This is a genomic window from Nonomuraea sp. NPDC050328 (genome assembly GCF_044459405.1).
Taxonomy (GTDB): Bacteria; Actinomycetota; Actinomycetes; order Streptosporangiales; family Streptosporangiaceae; genus Nonomuraea.
This window is the reverse complement of sequence record NZ_JBITIW010000005.1, coordinates 538,355-558,688: the sequence shown is the minus strand read 5'-3', so window position 1 is coordinate 558,688 and position 20,334 is coordinate 538,355. Positions and strand designations below refer to the sequence as shown.

The 20,334-nt window shown below is 73.2% G+C and carries 15 protein-coding genes; 9 read left to right on the top strand and 6 right to left on the bottom strand.

Features of this window, described 5'->3' with window-relative positions; all coding sequences use genetic code 11:
- Positions 1–42: 42 nt before the first annotated feature.
- Positions 43–1,533 (top strand): metallophosphoesterase family protein, encoded by a 1,491-nt coding sequence (locus ACIBG7_RS22250; RefSeq protein ID WP_397337444.1) that lies wholly within the window; start codon positions 43–45, stop codon positions 1,531–1,533.
- Positions 1,534–1,640: 107 nt separating this feature from the next.
- Positions 1,641–3,191: a bifunctional 3'-5' exonuclease/DNA polymerase gene (locus ACIBG7_RS22245; protein WP_397337443.1), complete on the top strand. Its 1,551-nt coding sequence runs from the start codon at positions 1,641–1,643 to the stop codon at positions 3,189–3,191.
- Between the two features lie 134 nt (positions 3,192–3,325).
- On the opposite strand, the gene ACIBG7_RS22240 is transcribed toward ACIBG7_RS22245, so the two are convergent.
- The 6 genes from ACIBG7_RS22240 to ACIBG7_RS22215 form a co-directional block, all read right to left on the bottom strand.
- Positions 3,326–4,579, bottom strand: coding sequence for an MFS transporter (locus ACIBG7_RS22240; RefSeq protein ID WP_397337442.1), 1,254 nt, complete (start codon positions 4,577–4,579; stop codon positions 3,326–3,328).
- Positions 4,580–4,630: 51 nt separating this feature from the next.
- Complete coding sequence (locus tag ACIBG7_RS22235) at positions 4,631–5,446, bottom strand: MOSC N-terminal beta barrel domain-containing protein (protein WP_357921014.1); 816 nt, start codon at positions 5,444–5,446, stop codon at positions 4,631–4,633.
- A 15-nt stretch (positions 5,447–5,461) separates the two neighbouring features.
- Entirely contained in the window at positions 5,462–7,735 is a 2,274-nt protein-coding gene (locus ACIBG7_RS22230; protein WP_397337441.1) for a protein kinase, read from the bottom strand.
- Positions 7,736–7,867: 132 nt separating this feature from the next.
- On the bottom strand, positions 7,868–9,247 hold the full coding sequence (locus tag ACIBG7_RS22225) for a DUF1116 domain-containing protein (RefSeq protein ID WP_397337440.1): 1,380 nt from the start codon (positions 9,245–9,247) through the stop codon (positions 7,868–7,870).
- On the bottom strand, positions 9,244–10,833 hold the full coding sequence (locus ACIBG7_RS22220) for an FdrA family protein (RefSeq protein WP_397337439.1): 1,590 nt from the start codon (positions 10,831–10,833) through the stop codon (positions 9,244–9,246). The genes ACIBG7_RS22225 and ACIBG7_RS22220 overlap by 4 nt, the downstream gene beginning before the upstream one ends.
- The gene (locus tag ACIBG7_RS22215) at positions 10,830–11,684 is read right to left on the bottom strand and encodes a DUF2877 domain-containing protein (RefSeq protein ID WP_357921002.1); all 855 of its coding nucleotides are present in this window, start codon (positions 11,682–11,684) and stop codon (positions 10,830–10,832) included. The genes ACIBG7_RS22220 and ACIBG7_RS22215 overlap by 4 nt, the downstream gene beginning before the upstream one ends.
- A gap of 109 nt (positions 11,685–11,793) precedes the next feature.
- On the opposite strand from ACIBG7_RS22215, the gene ACIBG7_RS22210 reads away from it, so the two are divergent.
- From ACIBG7_RS22210 to cutA, 7 genes are all read left to right on the top strand, one after another.
- Complete coding sequence (locus ACIBG7_RS22210; protein WP_397337438.1) at positions 11,794–13,383, top strand: PucR family transcriptional regulator; 1,590 nt, start codon at positions 11,794–11,796, stop codon at positions 13,381–13,383.
- Between the two features lie 10 nt (positions 13,384–13,393).
- On the top strand, positions 13,394–13,603 hold the full coding sequence (locus ACIBG7_RS22205; protein ID WP_357920996.1) for an RNA-binding S4 domain-containing protein: 210 nt from the start codon (positions 13,394–13,396) through the stop codon (positions 13,601–13,603).
- A 91-nt stretch (positions 13,604–13,694) separates the two neighbouring features.
- The gene (locus ACIBG7_RS22200) at positions 13,695–14,996 is read left to right on the top strand and encodes a solute carrier family 23 protein (protein WP_357920993.1); all 1,302 of its coding nucleotides are present in this window, start codon (positions 13,695–13,697) and stop codon (positions 14,994–14,996) included.
- 201 nt (positions 14,997–15,197) lie between these two features.
- Positions 15,198–16,556, top strand: coding sequence for a uracil-xanthine permease family protein (locus ACIBG7_RS22195; RefSeq protein WP_397337437.1), 1,359 nt, complete (start codon positions 15,198–15,200; stop codon positions 16,554–16,556).
- Positions 16,553–17,425, top strand: coding sequence for an FAD binding domain-containing protein (locus ACIBG7_RS22190; RefSeq protein WP_397337436.1), 873 nt, complete (start codon positions 16,553–16,555; stop codon positions 17,423–17,425). Before ACIBG7_RS22195 ends, ACIBG7_RS22190 begins: the two co-directional genes overlap by 4 nt.
- 67 nt (positions 17,426–17,492) lie before the next feature.
- Positions 17,493–17,981, top strand: coding sequence for a (2Fe-2S)-binding protein (locus ACIBG7_RS22185; RefSeq protein ID WP_357922148.1), 489 nt, complete (start codon positions 17,493–17,495; stop codon positions 17,979–17,981).
- Positions 17,978–20,332: an aerobic carbon-monoxide dehydrogenase large subunit gene (gene cutA / locus ACIBG7_RS22180; RefSeq protein WP_397337435.1), complete on the top strand. Its 2,355-nt coding sequence runs from the start codon at positions 17,978–17,980 to the stop codon at positions 20,330–20,332. The genes ACIBG7_RS22185 and cutA overlap by 4 nt, the downstream gene beginning before the upstream one ends.
- The last annotated feature ends 2 nt before the right edge of the window (positions 20,333–20,334 follow it).

Here is a 20,334-nt window from a genome sequence, read left to right as displayed (position 1 = left end):
GGAAAAGGTGCGTCGAAGCAAGATCAAGGTAAAGATAGTCCCATGGTGGACGTGGCGGCCGAGCGCGGGAGACACCTGTCCTCCCGGGTGTCGGAGGCGGGCGCGGGCTGGCGGTGCCAGGCCGTCGGGACCTTCAAGGACCTGCGCCCCAACGATCAGAGCTTCTCGTGGCTGAACCCGGCGACCTTGTGGCGCTCGCGCAACGAGATCCTGGCCGGGCTGTTCGGCGACCCGTCGGGCGAGGTGCGCAAGCGCTGGATGGCCTACCAGCGCGGCAAGGGCGTCGACCCGGAGCTCAGGATCCGGCCGCCGGTGGGGGACGACTTCTCCTTCCTGCTGCTGGGCGACCCCGGGGAGGGTGACGCCTCGCAGTACGCGCTGGTGCCCGGCATGCTCAAGATCGGCGAGGACACCGACTTCGCGGTCATCGCCAGCGACGTGATCTACCCGACCGGCTCGGGGAACGAGTACTGCGACAAGTTCTTCCGCCCCTACCAGCACTACCGCGCGCCGATCTACGCCATCCCCGGCAACCACGACTGGTACGACGGGCTCGGCGGCTTCATGCGGGTCTTCTGCGACGCGCCGCCGCTCAAGCCCCAGCCCGACCGGGGGCTGCGCGGGCTGCTGTGGCGCAAGCCGGAACGCATCGACGAGCAGGCGCTGGCCAAGGCGCGCGAGCTGCGCGGGCTGCCGGAGCAGCAGGCGGTCCAGCCGGCGCCGTACTGGGCGATCGAGACGCCCAAGCTGCTGCTGGTCGGGGTCGACACCGGCATCCGCGGCGAACTCGACGCCGACCAGGTGGCGTGGCTCCGCCGTACCTCCCTGGATCCCAGGCCCAAGGTGCTGATCACCGGCAAGCCGATCTACCGGCGCAACGACTACACCCCCTCGCCGCTGGAGGGCGGCGGGACGATCGACGACATCGTGCGCGACCCGGCGCACCGCTACGTCGCGGCGATCGGCGGGGACGTGCACAACTACCAGCGCTACCCGGTCGACGTGGACGGGCGGGTGATCCAGTACTTCGTCGCCGGCGGCTCGGGGGCGTTCATGCACGCCACCCACACCGTGCAGCGGGTGGACGTGGGCGGGGTGCGCGAGGAGGACTACCGCTGCTACCCGCTGCGCGGCGACTCGCTGTCGTTCTACAGCCAGCTCTACGCGCGGCGGCTGCGGATGCGCTGGCTCTACCTGACGCCGCGGGAGGCGGTGTGCATCATGGCCGAGCGGATCGGCATCAAGCCGGTCCGGCCGCTGGACGGGCCGGTGCGGATCACCCGCCGGATGCGCTGGGCCGCCCGCGTGCTCGGCGCGTGGCCCTGGCCGTTCCGGCTGCCGGTGGACAAGGTCTTCCACCGCTTCCTGTCGGAGCTGTCGGACTGGGACACCCCGCCGTTCTTCAAGAGCTTCCTGCACGTGTCGGTGCGCGGCTCCGAGCTGCGCATCCGCTGCTTCGCCGCGACCGGCTGCCTGCCCCAGGAGCAGGACCCCCCGATGGAGGACGAGGTCGTCATCAGCCTGCCGGCGTGACCTGCACGCTGGGGGGCGAGGTCGTCGGCAGTCTGCTGCTGTGACCCGGCACGCTGGAGGGCGAGGTCGTCGGCAGATTGTCGGTGTGACCTGGCACGCTGGGGGACGTGTTCGTCCCGTACAGCTCCGGCGCCGTGCCGGTCGAGACCGTGCTCGCCCGCGAGCCGGACCGGCCGCGCTGGGTATGGGCCGACACCCGCGAGTCCTACCCGGCCCTGCTGCGCCAGGGCGTGCGGGTGGCGCGCTGCCACGACCTGGCGCTGACCGAGGGATTGCTGCTGGCCGCGGAGGGCCGGTACGGCGAGCCGCGCTCGGCCCGGGCGGCGCACGCCCGGCTGCACGGCCTGCCGCCGCCCGACGACGACCAAGGCCCGGCCGCGCGCCAGGACACCCTGTTCGGCCTGGGCGAGGAGCCGCCCGAGCTGAGCGAGGCCGAGCTGACCGCGCTCGCCGACGACCAGCTCCGCCGCGTGCGCGCCCGGCCCGAGCCCGGCCGGTTCCGGCTCCTGGTGGCCGCCGAGTCGGCCGGCGCCCTGATCGCGGCCGAGATGGCCCACGAGGGCATGCCCTGGAACCGCGAGATCCACGACCGGCTGCTCACCGAGGCGCTCGGTCCCCGGCCGGTGCACGGCATGCGCCCGGCCAAGCTGCAGGCGCTGGCCGACGAGGTGACCGCCGCCTTCGGCCACCCGGTCAACCCCGACTCGGTGCAGCAGATCGTCAAGGCCTTCAAGGGAGCCGGGATCACGCTGAAGTCGACCCGCTCGCGCGAGCTGAAGGAGATCGACCACCCCGCCGTGGGGCCGCTGCTGGCCTACAAGGAGCTCGCCCGGCTGCACAGCTTCCACGGGTGGGTCTGGGCCGACCAGTGGGTGCAGGACGGCCGGTTCCGGCCCGAGTACGTCGTGGGCGGCGTGGTCACCGGCCGCTGGGCCACCAACGGCGGCGGGGCGCTGCAGATCCACCGGGCGATGCGCAAGGTCGTGGTCGCCGAGCCGGGCTGGACGCTCGTGGTCGCCGACGCGGCCCAGCTCGAGCCGCGGGTGCTGGCCGCGATGGCCGGTGACGTCGGGCTCGCGCGGGCCGCGGGGGAGATCGACCTGTACGCGGCGCTGGCCAAGTCCTTCGGCGGCGAGCGTGACCACGCGAAGATCGCCATGCTGTCCGCCATGTACGGCGGGACCAGCGGTGACGCGCCCAAGCTCCTGGCCGTGATGCGGCAGCGCTTCCCGGAGGCCTACCGCTTCGTGGAGGACGCCGCGCGGGCGGGGGAGGAGGGGCGGGTCGTGCGGTCCTGGCTGGGCCGGACCTCACCGCCGCCCTCCGCACGCTGGCGTGAACTGGTGTCGGGGCCGGAGGGCTCTCGGGCCGCCCGCGACCGGGGGCGGTTCACCCGCAACTTCGTGGTGCAGGGCACGGCGGCGGAGTGGGCGCTGGTGATGATGGCCCTCCTGCGCGGGCTCCTGCCCGAGCCGGCGCGGCTGGTCTTCTTCCAGCACGACGAGGTCATGGTGCACTGCCCGCTGGACCAGGCGGCCGAGGTCAGCGAGGCGGTCGGCCAGGCCGCGCGGGAGGCGACCTCGCTGCTGTTCGGGGACACGCCGGTGCGCATCCCCATGGAGGCGGTCGCCGTCCCCTGCTACGCCGACGCCAAGTAACCACGCTGAGCATCGGGCGGAGGCCGATGACCCGCCTCGGCTGACCCGCCTCGGCTCCCAAAGGACAGCCCGCCCTCTCGGTTTCCCAGTGGCTGCCCACCCCTTCCGGCCGCGCAATCCCCCGGGGCGGTGGGTCAGGCGGGGGTGGTGCGGTGGCGGGTGGTGAGGAGCCAGAGGCCGGTCAGGGTGACCAGGACGCCGACGGCCGCGCCCAGCACCCCGTAGGACAGCCAGCCGACGATGAACCCGGCCAGCACGGTCCCGCCCGCACCGCAGACGTTCATCAGCAGGTCGGAGAACCCCTGCACGGAGGGTCGCCGCTCGACCGGCACGGACTCGGTGAGCAGGGCGGACCCGGCGACCAGCCCGCAGGACCAGCCTAGGCCGAGCAACACCAGCGCCACGGCGATCTGGACGGTCCCGTGCCCGGCGGTGGCCGCGAGCACGGCCGCGGCCAGCAGGATGACCATGCCGAGCACGAGCACCGGCACCGTCCCGGCCTTGTCGGCCAGCTTGCCGACCACCGGCGAGAGCACGTACATGCCCGCGATGTGCAGGCTCAGCGTGAGGCCGATGATCTCCAGCGAGGCCCCGCCGTGGTTGAGGTGGACCGGCGTCATCGACATGATCGAGACCATCGCCGTCTGGCTGACCGCGATGGCCACCAGCGCCCGCATGGCCGCCGGAGACGAGCGCAGCACCTGCCACGACTCGCGCAGGTTGAACCGCCGGGCGCTCGCGCCGGGGGCGGCGCCGTCCAGACGGCGGGCCAGCAGGAGCGGGTCGGGCCGGAGCGCGGCCTGGATGATGACCAGCGCGAGCACGAAGGCCAGCGCCGAGAGCGCGAAGGGCCCGGCGGTCTCGGCCAGCCCGAGGTCCTGCCCGAGCCGGTCGGCGGGACCGGCCAGGTTGGGCCCGGTGACCGAGCCGATGGTGGTCATCCACACCACGAGGGACAGGTGCCGGGCGGTGTGCCCGGGCGGCGACAGGTCGGTCGCCGAGTAGCGGGCCGCGAGGTTACCCGCGCTGCCGCCGCCGAGCAGCAGGAAGCCGAAGAGCAGCACCGGCCAGTTGGCGATCGTGATGCCCAGCACCGAGATGACCGCGCCGACCGCCGCGCCCGCGTAGGCCAGCGAGAGCGCCGCCCGCCGCCCCCACCGGTCGGCGGCGCGCGCGATCGGCAACGCCATCAGGGCGGCGCCGAGCACCATCGAGGTGCCCGCGTAGCCGCTGATGACGGCCGATCCGGACAGTTCCGCCACGACCAGGGCACTGAACGCCACACCTACGGCCACGCCCACGCCACCGATGATCTGCGCGAGGGACAGGACGGCGAGCGTACGGCGCTGCACCCGCTGGGGGTGCAGCTTGTCGGGGAGGGTCGTCACCCGTGCAGTGTGTCATATGGCGAAATGGGATAATTCGCGATTATAGGTAGGTTAAACCGGGATTACCGGATCACCGGCACGAATCTCCCCGGTGGTGTCGGGAATGAGGTTCATGCCGAACCACACCTTTCCCGCCCAGCGCCGGTGCCGGGCCAGCGTCCTGGTCGGCTCCTTCGACTTGCGCAACGTGGACAGGTCGATCGTCGGCAGCGCGCAGCGGTCGCAGCCCTTCACCACCCGGAACTCCACCTCGCCCACCCGCACCCGCGTCCAGGAGTCCTCCGCGAACGGCTCGTCCACGCCCTCGACGACCAGGTTGGCGCGGAAGCGCTCGATCGGCAGCGGCGGCTGCGGCTCCTCGCCGAGTTCGAGGGCGGTCTCGGCGATCCAGTCGTTGAGCCGCGCCATCGAGGCCGTGCTGGCCAGCAGGACCGGGTAGCCGTCGGCCAGGCTCACCCGATCGTCCGCCCTGCCGTACTCCGGGTCGACCGGACGGCGGGTCGGGTCGTCGAGCCACGCCAGCCGCGCGGGCAGGCCGAGCAGCTCGCCCAGCCACGCGGCCGCCTCCTCGCCGCAGTCGGTGAGCTCGACCGGGTCGTCCCAGACGTCGATCGTGCGGGTCGCGGCCGACGGGCTCACCTTCAGCGGGCTCAGACCGGGCGCGGTCAGCGTGATCGTGTCGCCGTCGAGGTCGGCGCGGCAGGTCAGCAGGCGCGGGTGGACGCGCGCGGTGAGCATGCGCCCGTCGGCGTCGGTGACGAGGTAACGCCGGTCGCCGGCCAGGCCCCAGGGCAGGACCTCGGCCGAGCGCACCTCGTGTCCCATGGTGGATTTGACGGGATACCGGTGGATGCTGGCCAGCTTCATGAAGGCACGTTACCGCTAGCCGGTCGGGCCGAAGCTGTCCAGGAAGACCTTGCGGATCTCGGCCTGCTCGTCCCACCTGAGCTCGGGCATGCTGAACACGATCTTGAAGGCCCGCTCGTCGTTCATCGTGACGTACCGGGTCAGGGTGTGCATCGGGACGCCGTTCGGCAGCGACCAGGTGTACTCCCAATCGGCGGCGCTCCAGCCGCGGAAGTCGACGTTCTCCAGCTTCACCTGGATGTAGGCCTCCACGCCGCCGTTGCGCTCCTCGGCGGTCAGCGCGGCCAGGCCGCCGTCGCGGTCGGGGCGGGCGCTGCGGACGGTGATCTTCGAGCCGGAGTCCTTCGGGCCGGTGAACGTGGTCTCGCCGCCGGTCGTGGTGACCTTCCACGCGGTGGGCGCGGCGGCGGTGAAGCCGCCGGCCGAGTGCTCCTTGTAGCCCTTGGGGATCTCGTTGACCACCGCGGGCGGTTCCTGCGAGCCTTCGGCGGCCGAGGCCGAGGGCTGGAGGACGGGCTGGACCGCCGGGTCGTCGCCGCCCGAGGTCAGCAGCACCACGGCCAGCACCACCGCGCCCACGCCCGCGCCGCCGATCAGCAGCAGGCGGCCGGACAGGCCCTTGGGCTTGCCGCGGCCCGGGCTCTCCTCGGGGGCGCGGCGGCGGCCGGTGCGGATGCGGGTGCCGGTGGTGGCCGGGCCCATCTCGCGGGAGAGGTCCTGGGAGTGCTCGCGCAGGTCGTCCGGCGAGGCCAGCGGCCAGGGGCTCGCGCCGGAGGCGCTACGGACGTCGGTGGTCAGGGGGAGGATCGGCTGCGGCTTGGCCGCCGGGGTCCTGGGCGGCTCGTTCGCTCCCGACGCGCTGCGCAAGGCGTCATACGGGTCCGGCGCCGGCCCCGAGGGACTGCGGGGAGAGTCGAAGGACGCCTGCGGGCCCGACGCGCTCCGCAGGGAGTCGTAGCTCTGCGGGCCGGAGGCGCTGCGGAGCGAGTCGTACGACGGCTGCGGGCCGGACGGGCTGCGCAGGGAGTCATAGGGCGGCTGCGGGCTCGACGGGCTGCGGAGGGAGTCGTAGCTCTGCGGGCCGGAGGCGCTCTGGAAGGAGTCGAAAGGCTGCTGCGGGCCGGAGGGGCTGCGGAGGGAGTCGTAGGGGTCGGCGGGGGCGCGCAGCAGGTCGGTCGGGTGGCTGCCGGACGGGCTGGCCAAGGGATCGGCGCCGGGCCCGCGGACCGGCTGCCCGCCGGAGGGTCCGGCCAGGGGGTCGAACCCCGCCTGCGGGTCGTACGGCACGCGCACCGGCCCGGAAGGCGTCTCGATGACCCGCGAGGGCATCGGCCCGGAAGGCGGGTCGAGCGGCGGCAGGAGCTGGATCGGCGTGGCGTTCCCCGCGGTCGGGATCGCGTCGGCACCGGGCCGCCCCGAGGGCGAGCCGTGCGCGCGCAACACCCGTTCGAGCTGGTCGGCCACGTGCGCCGCGCTCATCCGCTCGGCCGGGTTCTTGCGCAGCAGCCCCTCGATGACCGGCAGCAGGGCCCCGGCCCGCTGCGGCCGGATGGGTTCCTGGGTCAGCACCGCCCCGAGCACCGCGATCGCGTCGGGTCCCTCGTACGGCGGGCGCCCCTCGACCGCGGCGTAGAGGGTGGCGCCGAAGGACCACAGGTCGGCCGCGGCGGTCAGCGGCTGCCCGGACAGCCGCTCCGGCGGGATGTAGGCCGGCGAGCCCATGAGCAGCCCGGTCTGCGTGATGGTGACGTCGCCCTCGATGGCCGCGATGCCGAAGTCGGTGAGCACCACGCGGTCGGCGGTGAGCAGCACGTTGCCGGGCTTGACGTCGCGGTGCAGGATGCCCGCGGCGTGCGCGTGGCGCAGGGCGTCGAGCACCCGGACGCCGATCTCGGCCGCCTGGATCACCGGCAGCGGGCCGCTCTGCCGTACCGCCTGTTCCAGGGACCAGGCGCGGACCAGCTCCATGACGATCCAGGGCCGGCCGTCCTCCTCGACCACGTCGTGCACGGTGACGATGCCGGGGTGGGTCAGCCGGGCGGCCGAGCGGGCCTCGCGCAGCATGCGCCGGTGCGCGCCCTGCTTGCCGGCCTGGTCGAGCCCGTAGGGCAGCAGGAGCTCCTTGACCGCGACGTCGCGGTCGAGCAGGACGTCGTGGGCGTGCCAGACCATGCCCATGCCGCCCCGGCCCACGGGCGACATCAGGCGGTAGCGCCCGCCCACGAGCCGTCCCTGGCTTGACGTGTGCCCGTGCGCGTCAGGCCCGCTGAGCATGCGGTCGGCCGCCATCCCAGCCCCCCATTCCCTCCGCGTCGCAAAGGATTCATCAAGATTGGTTGGCTGGTCACGATATCGGCTTTGCCGCTACATGTGAAAGTTGCTCCACATATATCGTCCGATCTCGCGAAATAAGCAGATCATTTACGGAATTACGGCATTCTCCGCCAATGCCGACAGAGCGGCGGTGAACGCCTCGACCGGCGGCTCGACCAGACCCGCGCCCACCTGCCCGGTTCCGGCCACCCGCCCGGCGATGCCGGTGTTCACCACCGGAAGGATGCCGGTGCGGGCGACCAAGGTGACGTCGATGCCGACCGGCGTGCCGCGGAATCCGAGCCCGGGGATCTGGTAGGCGGGATGTTCGGCGAGCGTGATCTCGTACATCGAGCGAGTGGCGTTGATCGCGTCGGCCACCTCGCCGCCGACGAAGCGCACGATGGCCGGCGCCGCGGCCATGGCGAAGCCGCCCAGCCCCGAGGTCTCGGTGATGGTCGAGTCGCCGATGTCGGGGTTGGCGTCCGCCGGGCCGTACGCGCCGAGATACAGCCCGTCGGGCACGCCCGCGGGCCCGGTGAACCAGCGCCCGCCCAGCCCCGAGACCTGCACGCCGAAGTCGGTGCCGTTGCGCGCCATGGCCACCACCAGGCTGGAGCCGGGGATGTCGCGGGCGGCGTCGGTGCAGACCTTGCCGGCGGCCATGCCGGCGTTGAGGAAGAAGTGGTCGTTGCCGTTGACGAAGCGCAGCACCTCGGCGGCGTGCTCCGGCGCGGCCTCCACGATCGCCGGGGCCAGCTCGCGCAGCAGCAGCGAGGTGGCCGCGCGGTTGCGGTTGTGCAGTTCGTCGCCCATCTGCAGCGCCTGGGCGATCAGCGCACGCAGGTCGATCGGCCCGGTGCGGGCCAGCGCGGCGGCCAGCGCCGGGCCGAGGACCGCGTCCATCCATCGGAGCCGCTCCAGCACCTCCGGGCCGTAGGCGCCGTAGCGGAGCACCTTGCCCAGGCCCTCGTTGAGCGAGCAGTAGGCGGTGCCGCCGTGCTCGGCGTCCACGACCTCGAACAACCACATCGACGGGGTGACCAGCCCGGCCATCGGGCCGACCGTCCGGTGGTGGTGGCAGGGTTCGAGGGTGAGCGTGCCGATGCGTTCCTCGGCCTGCTCGGGGGTGTCGGCGTGGCCCTCCAGGAGCATCGCGCCGATCAGCGCGCCGCGCATCGGGCCGGAGGCGCGTTCCCAGGTGATCGGGGGTCCGGCGTGCAGGAAGGTGCGCTCCGGCAGCACCTCCGAGGCTCGCCGCACGGCGACCAGTTGCGGGTGCGCGGTGGTCAGCCGGCGGACCGCCAGGGCGTTGGCCTCGGCGCGGCGCGGGTCGGCCAGCACCCGGTCCAGCGCCCCGGCCGTGCCCGGCAGGGGCGGCCGCCAGGCCACCGGCACCGTCTCCACCGCCTGCGCGCGCAGCGCCTCCTCCAGCAGCGCGGCCCCTGCCGTGATCACCCTCGGCGCGCCGTCCAGCAACCCGCTCATCCCGTCACCCTCCCCGCCCCGTTTCCGCCCGCCCCGCTTCCTTCAGTCCCGCTTCCTTCAGTCCCGCTTCCTTCGGCCCCGCTTCCGCCCGGCCCGGTGCGGCCTGACACCAAGCCGGTCACCGAGCCGGTCGCCGAGCCGGTCACCAGGGCGGCCGCGTGGGCGGCGGCCTGGGCGTTGGAGCCGAAGACCCGCGCGCCCGCGGCGGCCAGGGCGGCGGCCTGCCGGTTGAGGTCCTGCGGGTCGCCCTCGGAACCGACCAGGCTGACCACCACCCGGGCGGGACAGGCCGCCACGGCCGGGGCCAGGGCCGCCGCCGGGTCGGCGTCCGCGCCGTGCCCGAGCACCACGTCCATCAGCACCACATCGCCCGCGCCGACGCCGGCGAGGGCGTCCAGCCGGAGGGTGTGGTCGATCATCGGGTGCGCGCGTCCCCGGGTGTACTCGTCGTCCCCGAAGTCGGTGAACTCGCCGAACCCCGCCACCCGCCGGGCCTCCTCGCACAACGTGCCCCCGGCGAACAGCCCGACCAGCCGCGCCCCCGAGCCCGCCCGCCCGGCCCCCGTGCCCGTCCGCCCGGCCCCCGTGCCCGTCCGCCCGGCCTCCGAGCCCGCCCGCCCGGTCTTGGAGCCGGAGCCCGTCCGCCCGGTCTCGGACACCGGCGCGGGAGGCCAGACCGGCCACTCGGGGACCGGCCGGCCGAGCGCGCGGAGGGCCTGCTCGGCCGCCCCGGTCAGGTCCACCCCGCCGAAGACCACCGGCGTCCGCAGCCCCTCCGCCACCGCCCGTACGGCTGCCGCCGTCTCCGGCGAGCCGGGCTTGGCCACGACCACGATGAGCTCGGTGGCCGGATCGTCGTCCAGCAGGCGCAGCGCCCGGATGCTCGCCCGCCCCCCGACCTCGGCCGACAGATCGCGCCCGCCCACGCCCAGGACGTGGGAGACGCCCACCCCGGCGAGGTCCAGCAGGCAGGTGACCTGCTGGGCCCCGGTCCCGGAGGCGGCGACGAGCCCGACGGGCCCGGGTTTCAGCACGTTGGCGAACCCGAGCCCGGCCCCCGCGACGACCGCGGTCCCGCAGTCGGGGCCCATGACGAGCAGCCCGCGCCGGTCGGCGAGGGTCTTGAGCAGCACTTCCCGCTCCAGCGGCATCCCGTCGCTGAAGATCATCACGTGCAGGCCCGCCTCCAGCGCGTCGAGCGCCTCGGCGAAGGCGTGCTCGCCGGGCACCGACACCAGGGCCAGCCCGGCGGGAGCCCGCAGCGCCGCCGCCCGGGTGGTGCGCGGCGGCCGCTCGGCGGCGTCCCCCGGAGACGCCGGTGCGGCCAGCGCGGCGAGCAGCCGGTCGAGCTCGGCCAGCGCCGCCGGCGGCTCGGCCGCGCGCAGGGCGACCAGCAGGGCCGACGGGTCCGGCTCCGGCACGTCGAAGCCGAGGTCGCGGGCCAGGTCGAGGTTGAGCCCTGTGGCCATGGCCACGATCGCGACCTCCACGCCGTCCAGCCCGGACAGCGCCTTGCTGACCCGCATCAGGCTCACCGAGTCGTGGTAGACGCCGGGCCGCAGGGCCACCACGTCCCGCGCGCTCATGCCGCGCTCCCGCTGAGTTCGAGCACCGAGTCGAGCCCGATGGAGATGCCCTGCGCCAGGTCGGCGCCGGAGGTGTGCCCGACCGCGCGCAACCGGCGCACGGCGGCCTCCAGCGGCGCCCGCCCGGTCAGACCGCGCAGGACGCCGGAGACCTCGGGCGAGGCCGCCCCGGCCGCGGCGCAGTGCAGGAGCGTGGCCGACAGGGGCGTGGTCCGGGTGCGCGCGTCGAAGGTGACCGTCGGGGCCAGCCAGTCGGCCAGCCACATCGCCCGCGGCACCCGCGCCGCCCGGCCCAGGTGGCGGAGGGTGACCAGCAGGCCGCACAGCACGTCGTCGCCGCTCGGGGTCAGGCCGGGGCCGAGGCCCACGAGCTGCTCGGCCGAGGTGAGCGCGCCCAGCAGCCAGCCGCGCCGGCACGACTGCGCGAGCCGGTCGACCGTGCCGTTCCCGGCCAGGCCCTGGCTGCCGTCGGGCGCGAGATCGGGGACGGCGCGCGCCAGCCGTACCAGATCGGTCTGGCCCGGCGGCGGCGCGGGATCCCACCAGCGGCGCACCCGCAGGCTCAGCGGGCCCAGCTCGATGGAGCCGTCGCCGACACCGGCCTCGTCACCCACGGTGAGGTGCGGCAGCGGCACGGTCAGCAGCACGGAGTTGGGCAGCCGGGTCGCCTCGCCGGTCAGCACGGCGATCACCGATGGTTCGAGTTCGGTCCTGACCTCGAGATACGCGCCGGCCGGGAAGACGGCCAGCACCCGCGCGGGCCGGCGCGGCGCCTCCAGCACCGGGCGGATCGCCGCGCTCGCGGCCAGGCTCACGGGGGTGCGTACGCGCCTGAGGGCACTCACTGTCACCTGTGCAACGTAGAACGGTCCCAGGGGTGTCCGTACGGAAAAAGCTGCCAACACTCCGGCGGGGTGTTGGCTCTTCCTGACAGACGGTTTCTCAGGTCACAATCGCCTCATGGAGCCCCCCGTCCGTCTGGCCAGCACCGGAACGATCATCCATGGGATCACCGTGGGTGAGGTGCTCGGCGTGTCGACTCTCGCGGAGGCCGAACTGATCGCGGGGGAGACCGGGCTTGGCCGCATCGTGCAACGCCTCAACGTCATGGAGGTCCCCGACATCCTGGCGTGGGTCAAACCGCACGAACTCCTGCTGACCACCGGATATCCGCTGCGCAACACGCCGCAGTCGCTCGGCCGCCTGGTCGCCGACCTCGACGAGCGCGGCCTGGCGGCGCTGGCCATCAAGCTCGGGCGTTACGTGGACGAGCTGCCCGGCGAGATGGTCGAGCAGGCCGACCGGCTGGGCTTCCCGCTGATCCTGCTGCCCAACGACGTCGGCTTCGACGACATCCTCAACCAGGTGCTCACCGACATCCTCAACCGCCAGGCCGCGATGCTGGTGCGGGCCGAGGAGGCGCACCGCGCGCTGGTGCAGGTCGTGCTGGCCGGCGGCGGGCTCAACGAGGTCACCGCCGAGGTCTCCGGCCTGCTCGACGTGGCCGTCGCCGCCGTCGACGGCACCGGCCGCGTGCTGGCCGCCGCCGGGCCCGCCGACCACGTCGCCGCGCTGCGCCAGGGCCTCGGCCGGCTGTCCGGTACGGCAGGCAGCACCCCCGCCTTCGCCTGGGTCCCCGTCGTCGCCGGCGGCCACCACCACGGCCGGATCGTCGCGCACAGCCCGGCCGGATCGATCCACGACAGCGACATCGGCATCCTGGAACGTGCCGCCACCGTCGCCGCGCTGGTCGTCACCCGCCAGGACGCGGTCAACGCGGTCGAGTCGAAGTACCGCGCCGACTTCCTGCGCGACGTGCTCACCGGCCGCGCCGGGGCCGCCGAGCGGGTGGCCGCCCGCGCCCGCGCCTTCGGCTGGGACCTCGAACGCCCGGTCACCGTCCTGGTCGCCGAGCTCGACCCGGCGGGCGAGGAACGAGCCGCTCAGGACCGGCTGATCGTCGCCTGGACCGGCGCCCTGCGCAGGCACGACGCCCGCGGCGCGGTCGCGGGCTTCTCCAACGAGGTCGTCGCCGTGCTGGACGCCGCGGTGGACGCCGCCAAGGTGGCCCGCGACGCCGCCTCCGCCTTCGCCGACGCGCTGCCGGCCACCTTCTCCACCGGCACCTCGCGCCTGTGCGCCCGCCCGGCCGCCCTGCCCGAGGCCTACGGCCAGGCGCTCAAGGCCGCGCGCGTCGGTCGCCAGTTGCACGGCCCCGGCGCGGTCGCGCACTTCGACCAGCTCGGCGTCTACCGGCTGTTATCGCTGGTCAACGACACCGAGGAGCTCCACGCCTTCGTGCGCGAGACCCTCGGACCGCTGGCCGGTGACGACGACGCCGAGAACGCCGACCTGCGGCGCACCCTCCAGGTGCTGCTGGAGACCAACCTCAACGTGGCCGAGACCGCGCGCCGGCTGCACTTCCACTACAACACCCTGCGCTACCGCATCGGGAAGCTGGAGCGGTTGCTGGGCAACTTCACCGCCGACCACCACCTGCGGCTCAACCTCACCCTGGCCCTGCACGTGTTACGCATGCGCGGCATCTAAGGTGGGGGCCGTGGACCTGGACTTCGAGCTCGAAACCGACTACATCCCGCTGTGCGACCTGCTGAAGTACTGCGGCGTGACCGAGACCGGCGGCATGGCCAAGCAACTGATCGCCGAGGGGGAGGTCTCGGTGGACGGTGAGGTCGAGCTGCGCAAGACCCGCAAGGTGCGGTCCGGGTCGGTCGTCAGCGGCGACGGCTTCACCATCCACGTGTCCTGACACGCCCCCCTACCTGCGGCCTTACGCCCGCGACCCTCTACCCTTCTCTCCGGCATCAGATCGATGCGGTCTCGGGGTAAGGAGCGGCGCGATGGCGCTGGGGTGGAAGCTGCACGGCGACGGCAAGAGGCTGGCGCCGGGCGAGGTGGTCAAGCCGGACGAGCGGCTGTCGTGGCCGCGGATGATCGGGTTCGGCGCCCAGCACGTGATCGCGATGTTCGGGGCGACCTTCGTCTTCCCGCTCCTCATGGGGCTGGACGCCAACCTCGCGGTGATGATGTCGGGCGTCGCCACGATCATCTTCCTGCTGGTCGTCAAGGGCCGGATCCCCAGCTACGTGGGCTCCAGCGCCTCCTTCGTGGGCGCGGTCGTGGCCATCCGGGCCGCCGGCGGCGACAGCGGCACGGTGACCGGCTCGCTGCTGGTGGTGGGTGCGGTGCTGGCCCTGGTCGGCCTGGTCATCCACCTGCTGGGCATCCGCGTCATCCACCGGGTCTTCCCGCCGGCGGTCACCGGCGGCGTGGTGATGCTCATCGGCTTCGGCATGGCCTACGTCGCCGCCGACGTCTACTGGCCCAAGGACCCGTGGGTCGCGCTGATCACGATGCTCGCCGGCTTCGTCTTCATCGGCGTCTTCAAGGGCTTCCTCGGCCGCATCGGCGTGCTGCTCGCCCTGGTCTTCGGCTTCGTGCTCTCCTGGGTCTGGGACCGGGTCGGCGGCATGGTCTCCGTGCCCGGCGGCGAGCCGCACTACCGGGTGAACTTCGACAAGGTGGCCGAGGCCGACTGGATCGGCCTGCCGTCGCTGCACGGCCCCTCCTTCGAGGTCTCCGCGATCATCCTGGTGCTGCCGGTGGTGATCGCGCTGATCGCCGAGAACGTCGGGCACGTCAAGGCGGTCGGCGAGATGACCGGCGCGGACGTGGACGGCATGATGGGCCGCGCGGTCATGGCCGACGGCGTCGGCACCGTCGTCGCCACCGCCGTCGGCGGCCCGGCGACCACCACCTACGCCGAGAACATCGGCGTCATGGCGGCCACCCGGGTCTACTCCACCGCCGCCTACTACATCGCCGCGGTCATCGCGATCCTGTTCGGCCTGTGCCCGAAGTTCGGGGCGCTGATCGCGGCCACCCCGGACGGGGTGCTCGGCGGCGTCACCACCATCCTGTACGGCATGATCGGCCTGCTCGGCGCCAAGATCTGGAGCGAGAACAAGGTGGACCTGGCGAAGCCGGCCACCATGGTCCCGGTCGGCGCGGGCATCATCTGCGCCATCGGGCCGGTCGCCTTCCCGATCACCGGCACCTTCGCGCTCAGCGGCATCGCGCTGGGCACCATCGTGTTGCTGGCCGGTTACCACTTCCTGCACGCGCTCGACCGGGAGAAGTGAGCCCTCGTACGGCGTGCCCCGCCGTACGAGATCACGACAACTACCCCCCTGGTCAGGACCGCAGATTTGGCAGATCATGCCGGTGTAGGCGTGCGCGAACGGGCCTAATGTGCCCGCAACAGCACGAAGCACAGGGGTGCGGGAGGAGCCTGCGGGGCGGCCACCGAACCGACAACCCGACAGTGACCAAGAGGGGCACTCATGGTTATGGGTTGGACCAAACACGGCGACGGCAAACATCTGGCCCCTGACGAGGTCGTCAGACCGGACGAGCGGCTCACCTGGCCGCGCATGATCGGCTTCGGCGCGCAGCACGTCGTCGCCATGTTCGGCGCGACGTTCGTGTTCCCGCTGGTCATGGGGCTCAACGCGAATGTCGCGATCATGATGTCGGGGGTCGCGACGATCCTCTTCCTGCTGATCGTGAAGGGCAAGGTGCCCAGCTACCTGGGCACCAGCGCCTCCTTCGTGGGCGGCGTGATCGCGATCCGCGCCCTGTTCGGCGGGGACACCCCGGCGGTGGACGCCATCGTCACCGGGGCGATCCTCATCGCCGGCCTGGTGCTGGCGCTGGCCGGGCTCGCGGTGCACTTCATGGGCGTGCAGATCATCCACAAGATCTTCCCGCCGGTGGTCACCGGCGCGGTGGTCATGCTGATCGGCTTCGGCCTGGCCTTCGTGGTGGCCGACGTCTACTGGCCGCAGGACCAGTGGCTCGCGCTGGTGACCATGGTGATCACCTTCCTGGTCATCGTGGTCTTCCGCGGCTTCATCGGCCGCATCGGCATCCTCATCGGCCTGGTGCTCGGCTTCGTCCTGTCGTGGGGCGCCGACCGGGTCTTCGGCGCCATCACGGCGTTCAACGCCGGCACCGGCAAGGTGGACACGCACTTCCGGGTCGACTTCTCCGCCGTGGAGAAGGCCCCGTGGATCGGCCTGCCCGACTTCCACGCGCCCGACCTGCGCCTGGGCGCGGTGCTCCTGGTGCTCCCGGCGGTGATCGCGCTGATCGCGGAGAACATCGGGCACGTCAAGGCGGTCGGCGAGATGACCAAGACCGACGTGGACCCGTACGTGGGGCGCGCGGTCATGGCCGACGGCATCGGCACCATGGTCACCAGCGCGGTCGGCGGCTCGCCCACCACCACCTACGCCGAGAACATCGGCGTCATGGCGGCCACCCGCGTCTACTCCACCGCGGCTTATTACATCGCGGGCGTCATCGCGATCCTGTTCGGCCTGTGCCCGAAGTTCGGGGCCCTGGTCGCGGCCACCCCCGGCGGCGTGCTCGGCGGCGTCACGGTGATCCTCTACGGCATGATCGGCCTGCTCGGGGCAAAGATCTGGGTGGAGAACCGGGTGGACTTCGCCGATCCCGTCAACATGGTGCCGGTCGGCGCGGGCATCATTCTGGCCATCGGGCCGGTCAAACACATGATCACCGAGGAGTTCACGCTGGAGGGCATCGCGCTCGGCACGATCGTCGTGGTGGGCGGGTACCACCTCCTGCGGGTGATCGCCCGGCGACCATCGTCCACCATCAGGGAGCGCACCGGGTGAAACCACCCCCCTTCGAGTACCACTCGCCCCGCGACCTCGCCTCGGCGCTCGCCGCCCTGGACGAGGCCGGGGCGGGCGGCAAGGTCCTCGCCGGCGGGCAGAGCCTGATCCCGCTGCTCAACATGCGCCTGGCCGCGCCCGCGCACCTGGTCGACATCAACCGGCTGGCCGAGCTCGACCACGTGCGCGCCGAGCCGGGCGGGGTGCGGGTGGGGGCGCTGGCCCGGCACTCGCGGGTGGAGCGTTCCGGGGCGCACCCGTTGCTGACGCGGGCGCTGCGGCTGGTGGCCCATCCGGTGATCCGCAACCGCGGCACCGTGGTCGGCAGCCTGGTGCACGCCGACCCGGCCGCCGAACTGCCCGCCGTCCTGGCCGTTCTCGGCGGTTCGGTACGGCTGGCGCGCCACCCCGGCGGGCCGGGCCGGGAGCCGCTGGTGCGGGAGGTGGCGGCGCGGGACTTCTTCACCGGGCCGCTGGAGTCGGCCGCCGAGCCCGGCGAGCTGGCCGTCTCGGCGTTCTTCCCGGATCTGCCGCCCCGGTCGGGCGCGGCCTTCCACGAGGTGGCCCGGCGGCACGGCGACTACGCCCTGGCCGGGGTCTGCGCGGTGGTCACCCTGGACGAGGCCGGCGCGGTCGCCGTGGCCAGGGCGGCGTGCGTCGGCGTCGCCCCCGTCCCGCTCGTGGTCGACGTGAGCGAGCAGGCCCGGGCCGGCTGGCCCGCGGCGGCGCAGGCCGTACGGCAGGCGACCGAGCCGGAGGAGGACATCCACGCGAGCGCGGACTACCGCCGCCACCTGGTCGGCGTGCTGGCGGAACGGGCCTTCGAACAGGCGGCCCGCGAGGCGACCGAAGGGCAGCGGCATGGCTGAGGGCGACAGGGCTGAGGGCGGCATGGCTGAGGGCGGCATGGCTGAGGGCGGCAGGGCTGAGGGCGGCATGGGGCGGGAGCGGCGGCATCAGGTGAGCCTGGTCGTCAACGGCGTGGAGCGCGGGGCGGAGGTGCCGGCGCGGCGGTTGCTGTCCGACTTCCTCCGGCACGACCTCGGCCTGACCGGCACGCACGTGGGCTGCGAGCACGGCGTCTGCGGCTGCTGCACGGTGCTCCTGGACGGCGAGCCGGTGCGCTCGTGCCTGACCTTCGCGGTGAGCGTGGACGGCCGGGCGGTGACCACGGTCGAGGGCCTGGCCGGCCCCGAGGGCATGTCCCCGGTGCAGCGTGCCTTCGCCGAGTGCCACGGCCTGCAGTGCGGCTTCTGCACCCCGGGCTTCCTGTGCACGGTGACCGCACTGCTGGCGGAGAACCCGGCCCCCACCGACGAGGAGGTCGTCGAGGGCATCTCCGGCAACCTGTGCCGGTGCACGGGGTACCAGAACATCGTCAAGGCGGTGCACCGCGCGGCCGAGCTGATCGCGGAGGAGTCGTGACCACGAGCGTGTTCGGCGAGGGGGTGCAGCGGCGGGAGGATCCCCGGCTGCTCACCGGGCAGGGCCGCTACCTCGACGACCTGGGGCGCGGCGCGCTGGCGGTGGCGTTCGTGCGCTCGCCGCACGCCCACGCCCGCATCCGCGACATCGACGTGAGCGGCGCGCTGGACGTCCCGGGCCTGGTCGCCGTCTACACCTGGGAGGACCTGCCGGACCTGCTGGCCCAGCCGCTGCCGCTGCTCATCCCGCACCCGGCGCTCACCCACGGCCGGACCGCCTACCCGCTGGCCCGCGAGGTGGTCCGGCACGTCGGCGAGCCCGTGGTCATGGTCGTCGCCGAGGACCGCTACCTCGCCGAGGACGCCTGCGGCCTGATCGAGGTCGACTACGAGGTGCTCAAGCCGGTCGTCGGCATCGAGGAGGCCGCGCAGAGCGCGCAGCTCGTGCACGAGGACGTGCCCGGCAACGTCGGCGCGCACCTGGTGCAGGAGGTCCCCGCGCTCGACGGCCGGGGGGCGCGCGAGCGCATCGAGACCGCCCCGCACACGCTGGCCTTCCGCCTCGACATCGAGCGCAGCGCCTCGATGCCGCTGGAGGGCCGTGGCGTCTACGCCCGCTGGGACGGCGCCGACCTGCGCGTCTACAGCAGCACGCAGACCTCGACCAGCGTGCGCATGGCCCTGGCCGCCAAGCTGGGGCTGCCGCTGCCGAACGTCGAGGTGATCGCCCCGGACGTGGGCGGCGGCTTCGGCGTGAAGATCGTGCACCCGTGGCCGGAGGAGATCCTGGTCCCGTGGGCGGCGATGACGCTCGGGCGCGAGGTCAAGTGGGCCGAGGACCGGCGCGAGCACTTCGTCTCCAGCGCCCACGAGCGCGGCCAGGTGCACTTCGTGCGGGTCGGCTTCGACGACGAGGGCCGCGTCGAGGGGCTGGAGGTCACCATCCTGCACGACCACGGCGCCTACACGCCCTACGGCATCATCGTGCCGATCATCAGCTCGACGCAGTTGCTCGGGCCGTACCGGATCGGCGCCTACCGGGTGGAGTTCTCCTCGATCTACACCAACACCGTGCAGGTCACCCCGTACCGCGGCGCCGGCCGGCCGCAGGGCGTGTTCTGCATGGAACGCACGATGGACAAGATCGCGCAGTACCTCGGCCTCGACCGCACCGTGGTGCGCGAGCGCAACTTCATCCAGCCCGACGAGTTCCCCTACGACCAGGGCATGATCTTCCAGGACGGCCGGCCGCTGATCTACGACAGCGGGAACTACCCCGAGATGCTCCGCATGCTCAAGGAGCTGATCGGCTGGGACGCCTTCGAGCGCCGCCCCGGCGTCGGCCTGGGCCTCGGCTGCTACGTCGAGGGCACCGGCGTCGGCCCCTACGAGGGCGGCCACGTGCAGATCACCTCCGACGGCCGGGTGCACGTCTCGACCGGGCTGACCAGCCAGGGCCAGGGCCACGAGACCGTCTTCGCGCAGATCGCGGCGAGCGAGCTGGGCGTGCCGATCGAACGGGTCAGCGTGGTCACCGGCGACACCCGGCGCTTCGGCTACGCGGTCGGCACCTTCGCCTCGCGGGCGGCGGTGATGAGCGGCAACGCCATCGCGCTGGCCTGCCGGAAGGTGCGCGAGAAGGCGCTGCGCATCGCCGCCGACGCGCTGGAGGCCGACCCCGCCGACCTGGAGATCACCGAGGGGGAGGTGCACGTCAAGGGGGCGCCGGGCGCCGCCGTACCGCTGGCCACCGTGGCGGTGCTCGCCAACCCGCTGCGGTACGCCTTCGACGAGGAGACCAAGCGGGCCACCCAGTTCGCCACCGCCGCCTCCCCCGACCGGCCGCCGGTCGCGGCGGGGGAGGAGCCGGGCCTGGAGGGGCGCGACTACTACTCGCCGATCCGCTCGACCTTCGCCTCCGGCATGCACGCCGCGATCGTCGAGACCGACCCGGAGACCGCGGAGATCCGCATCCTGCGGTACGCGGTCGTGCACGACTGCGGGCGGCTGATCAACCCGATGATCGTCGAAGGGCAGATCCACGGCGGCGTCGCGCAGGGCGTGGGCGGCGCGCTGTACGAGCGGATGGTCTACGACTCGCACGGGCAGCTGCTCAACGCCTCGTTCATGGACTTCCTCATGCCGTACGCGACCGAGGTGCCGAGGATCGAGACGGCGCACCTGGAGACGCCCTCGCCGCTCAACCCGCTGGGCGTCAAGGGGGCGGGGGAGGCCGGGGTCATCCCGGTGTCGGCGGTGCTGGCCAGCGCGATCGAGGACGCCGAGGGCTTCCCGATCGACCGCATGCCCCTGTCGCCGTCGGAGCTGTGGCACCTGCGCCGCGAGCGCTGAAC

Coding starts and splice junctions, on each gene's coding strand:
- ACIBG7_RS22250 (WP_397337444.1), top strand. CDS start 43: ATGGTGGACGTGGCGGCCGAGCGCGGGAGACACCTGTCCTCCCGGGTG.
- ACIBG7_RS22235 (WP_357921014.1), bottom strand. CDS start 5,446: ATGAAGCTGGCCAGCATCCACCGGTATCCCGTCAAATCCACCATGGGA.
- ACIBG7_RS22230 (WP_397337441.1), bottom strand. CDS start 7,735: ATGGCGGCCGACCGCATGCTCAGCGGGCCTGACGCGCACGGGCACACG.
- ACIBG7_RS22225 (WP_397337440.1), bottom strand. CDS start 9,247: ATGAGCGGGTTGCTGGACGGCGCGCCGAGGGTGATCACGGCAGGGGCC.
- ACIBG7_RS22220 (WP_397337439.1), bottom strand. CDS start 10,833: ATGAGCGCGCGGGACGTGGTGGCCCTGCGGCCCGGCGTCTACCACGAC.
- ACIBG7_RS22210 (WP_397337438.1), top strand. CDS start 11,794: ATGGAGCCCCCCGTCCGTCTGGCCAGCACCGGAACGATCATCCATGGG.
- ACIBG7_RS22200 (WP_357920993.1), top strand. CDS start 13,695: ATGGCGCTGGGGTGGAAGCTGCACGGCGACGGCAAGAGGCTGGCGCCG.
- ACIBG7_RS22195 (WP_397337437.1), top strand. CDS start 15,198: ATGGTTATGGGTTGGACCAAACACGGCGACGGCAAACATCTGGCCCCT.
- ACIBG7_RS22185 (WP_357922148.1), top strand. CDS start 17,493: ATGGGGCGGGAGCGGCGGCATCAGGTGAGCCTGGTCGTCAACGGCGTG.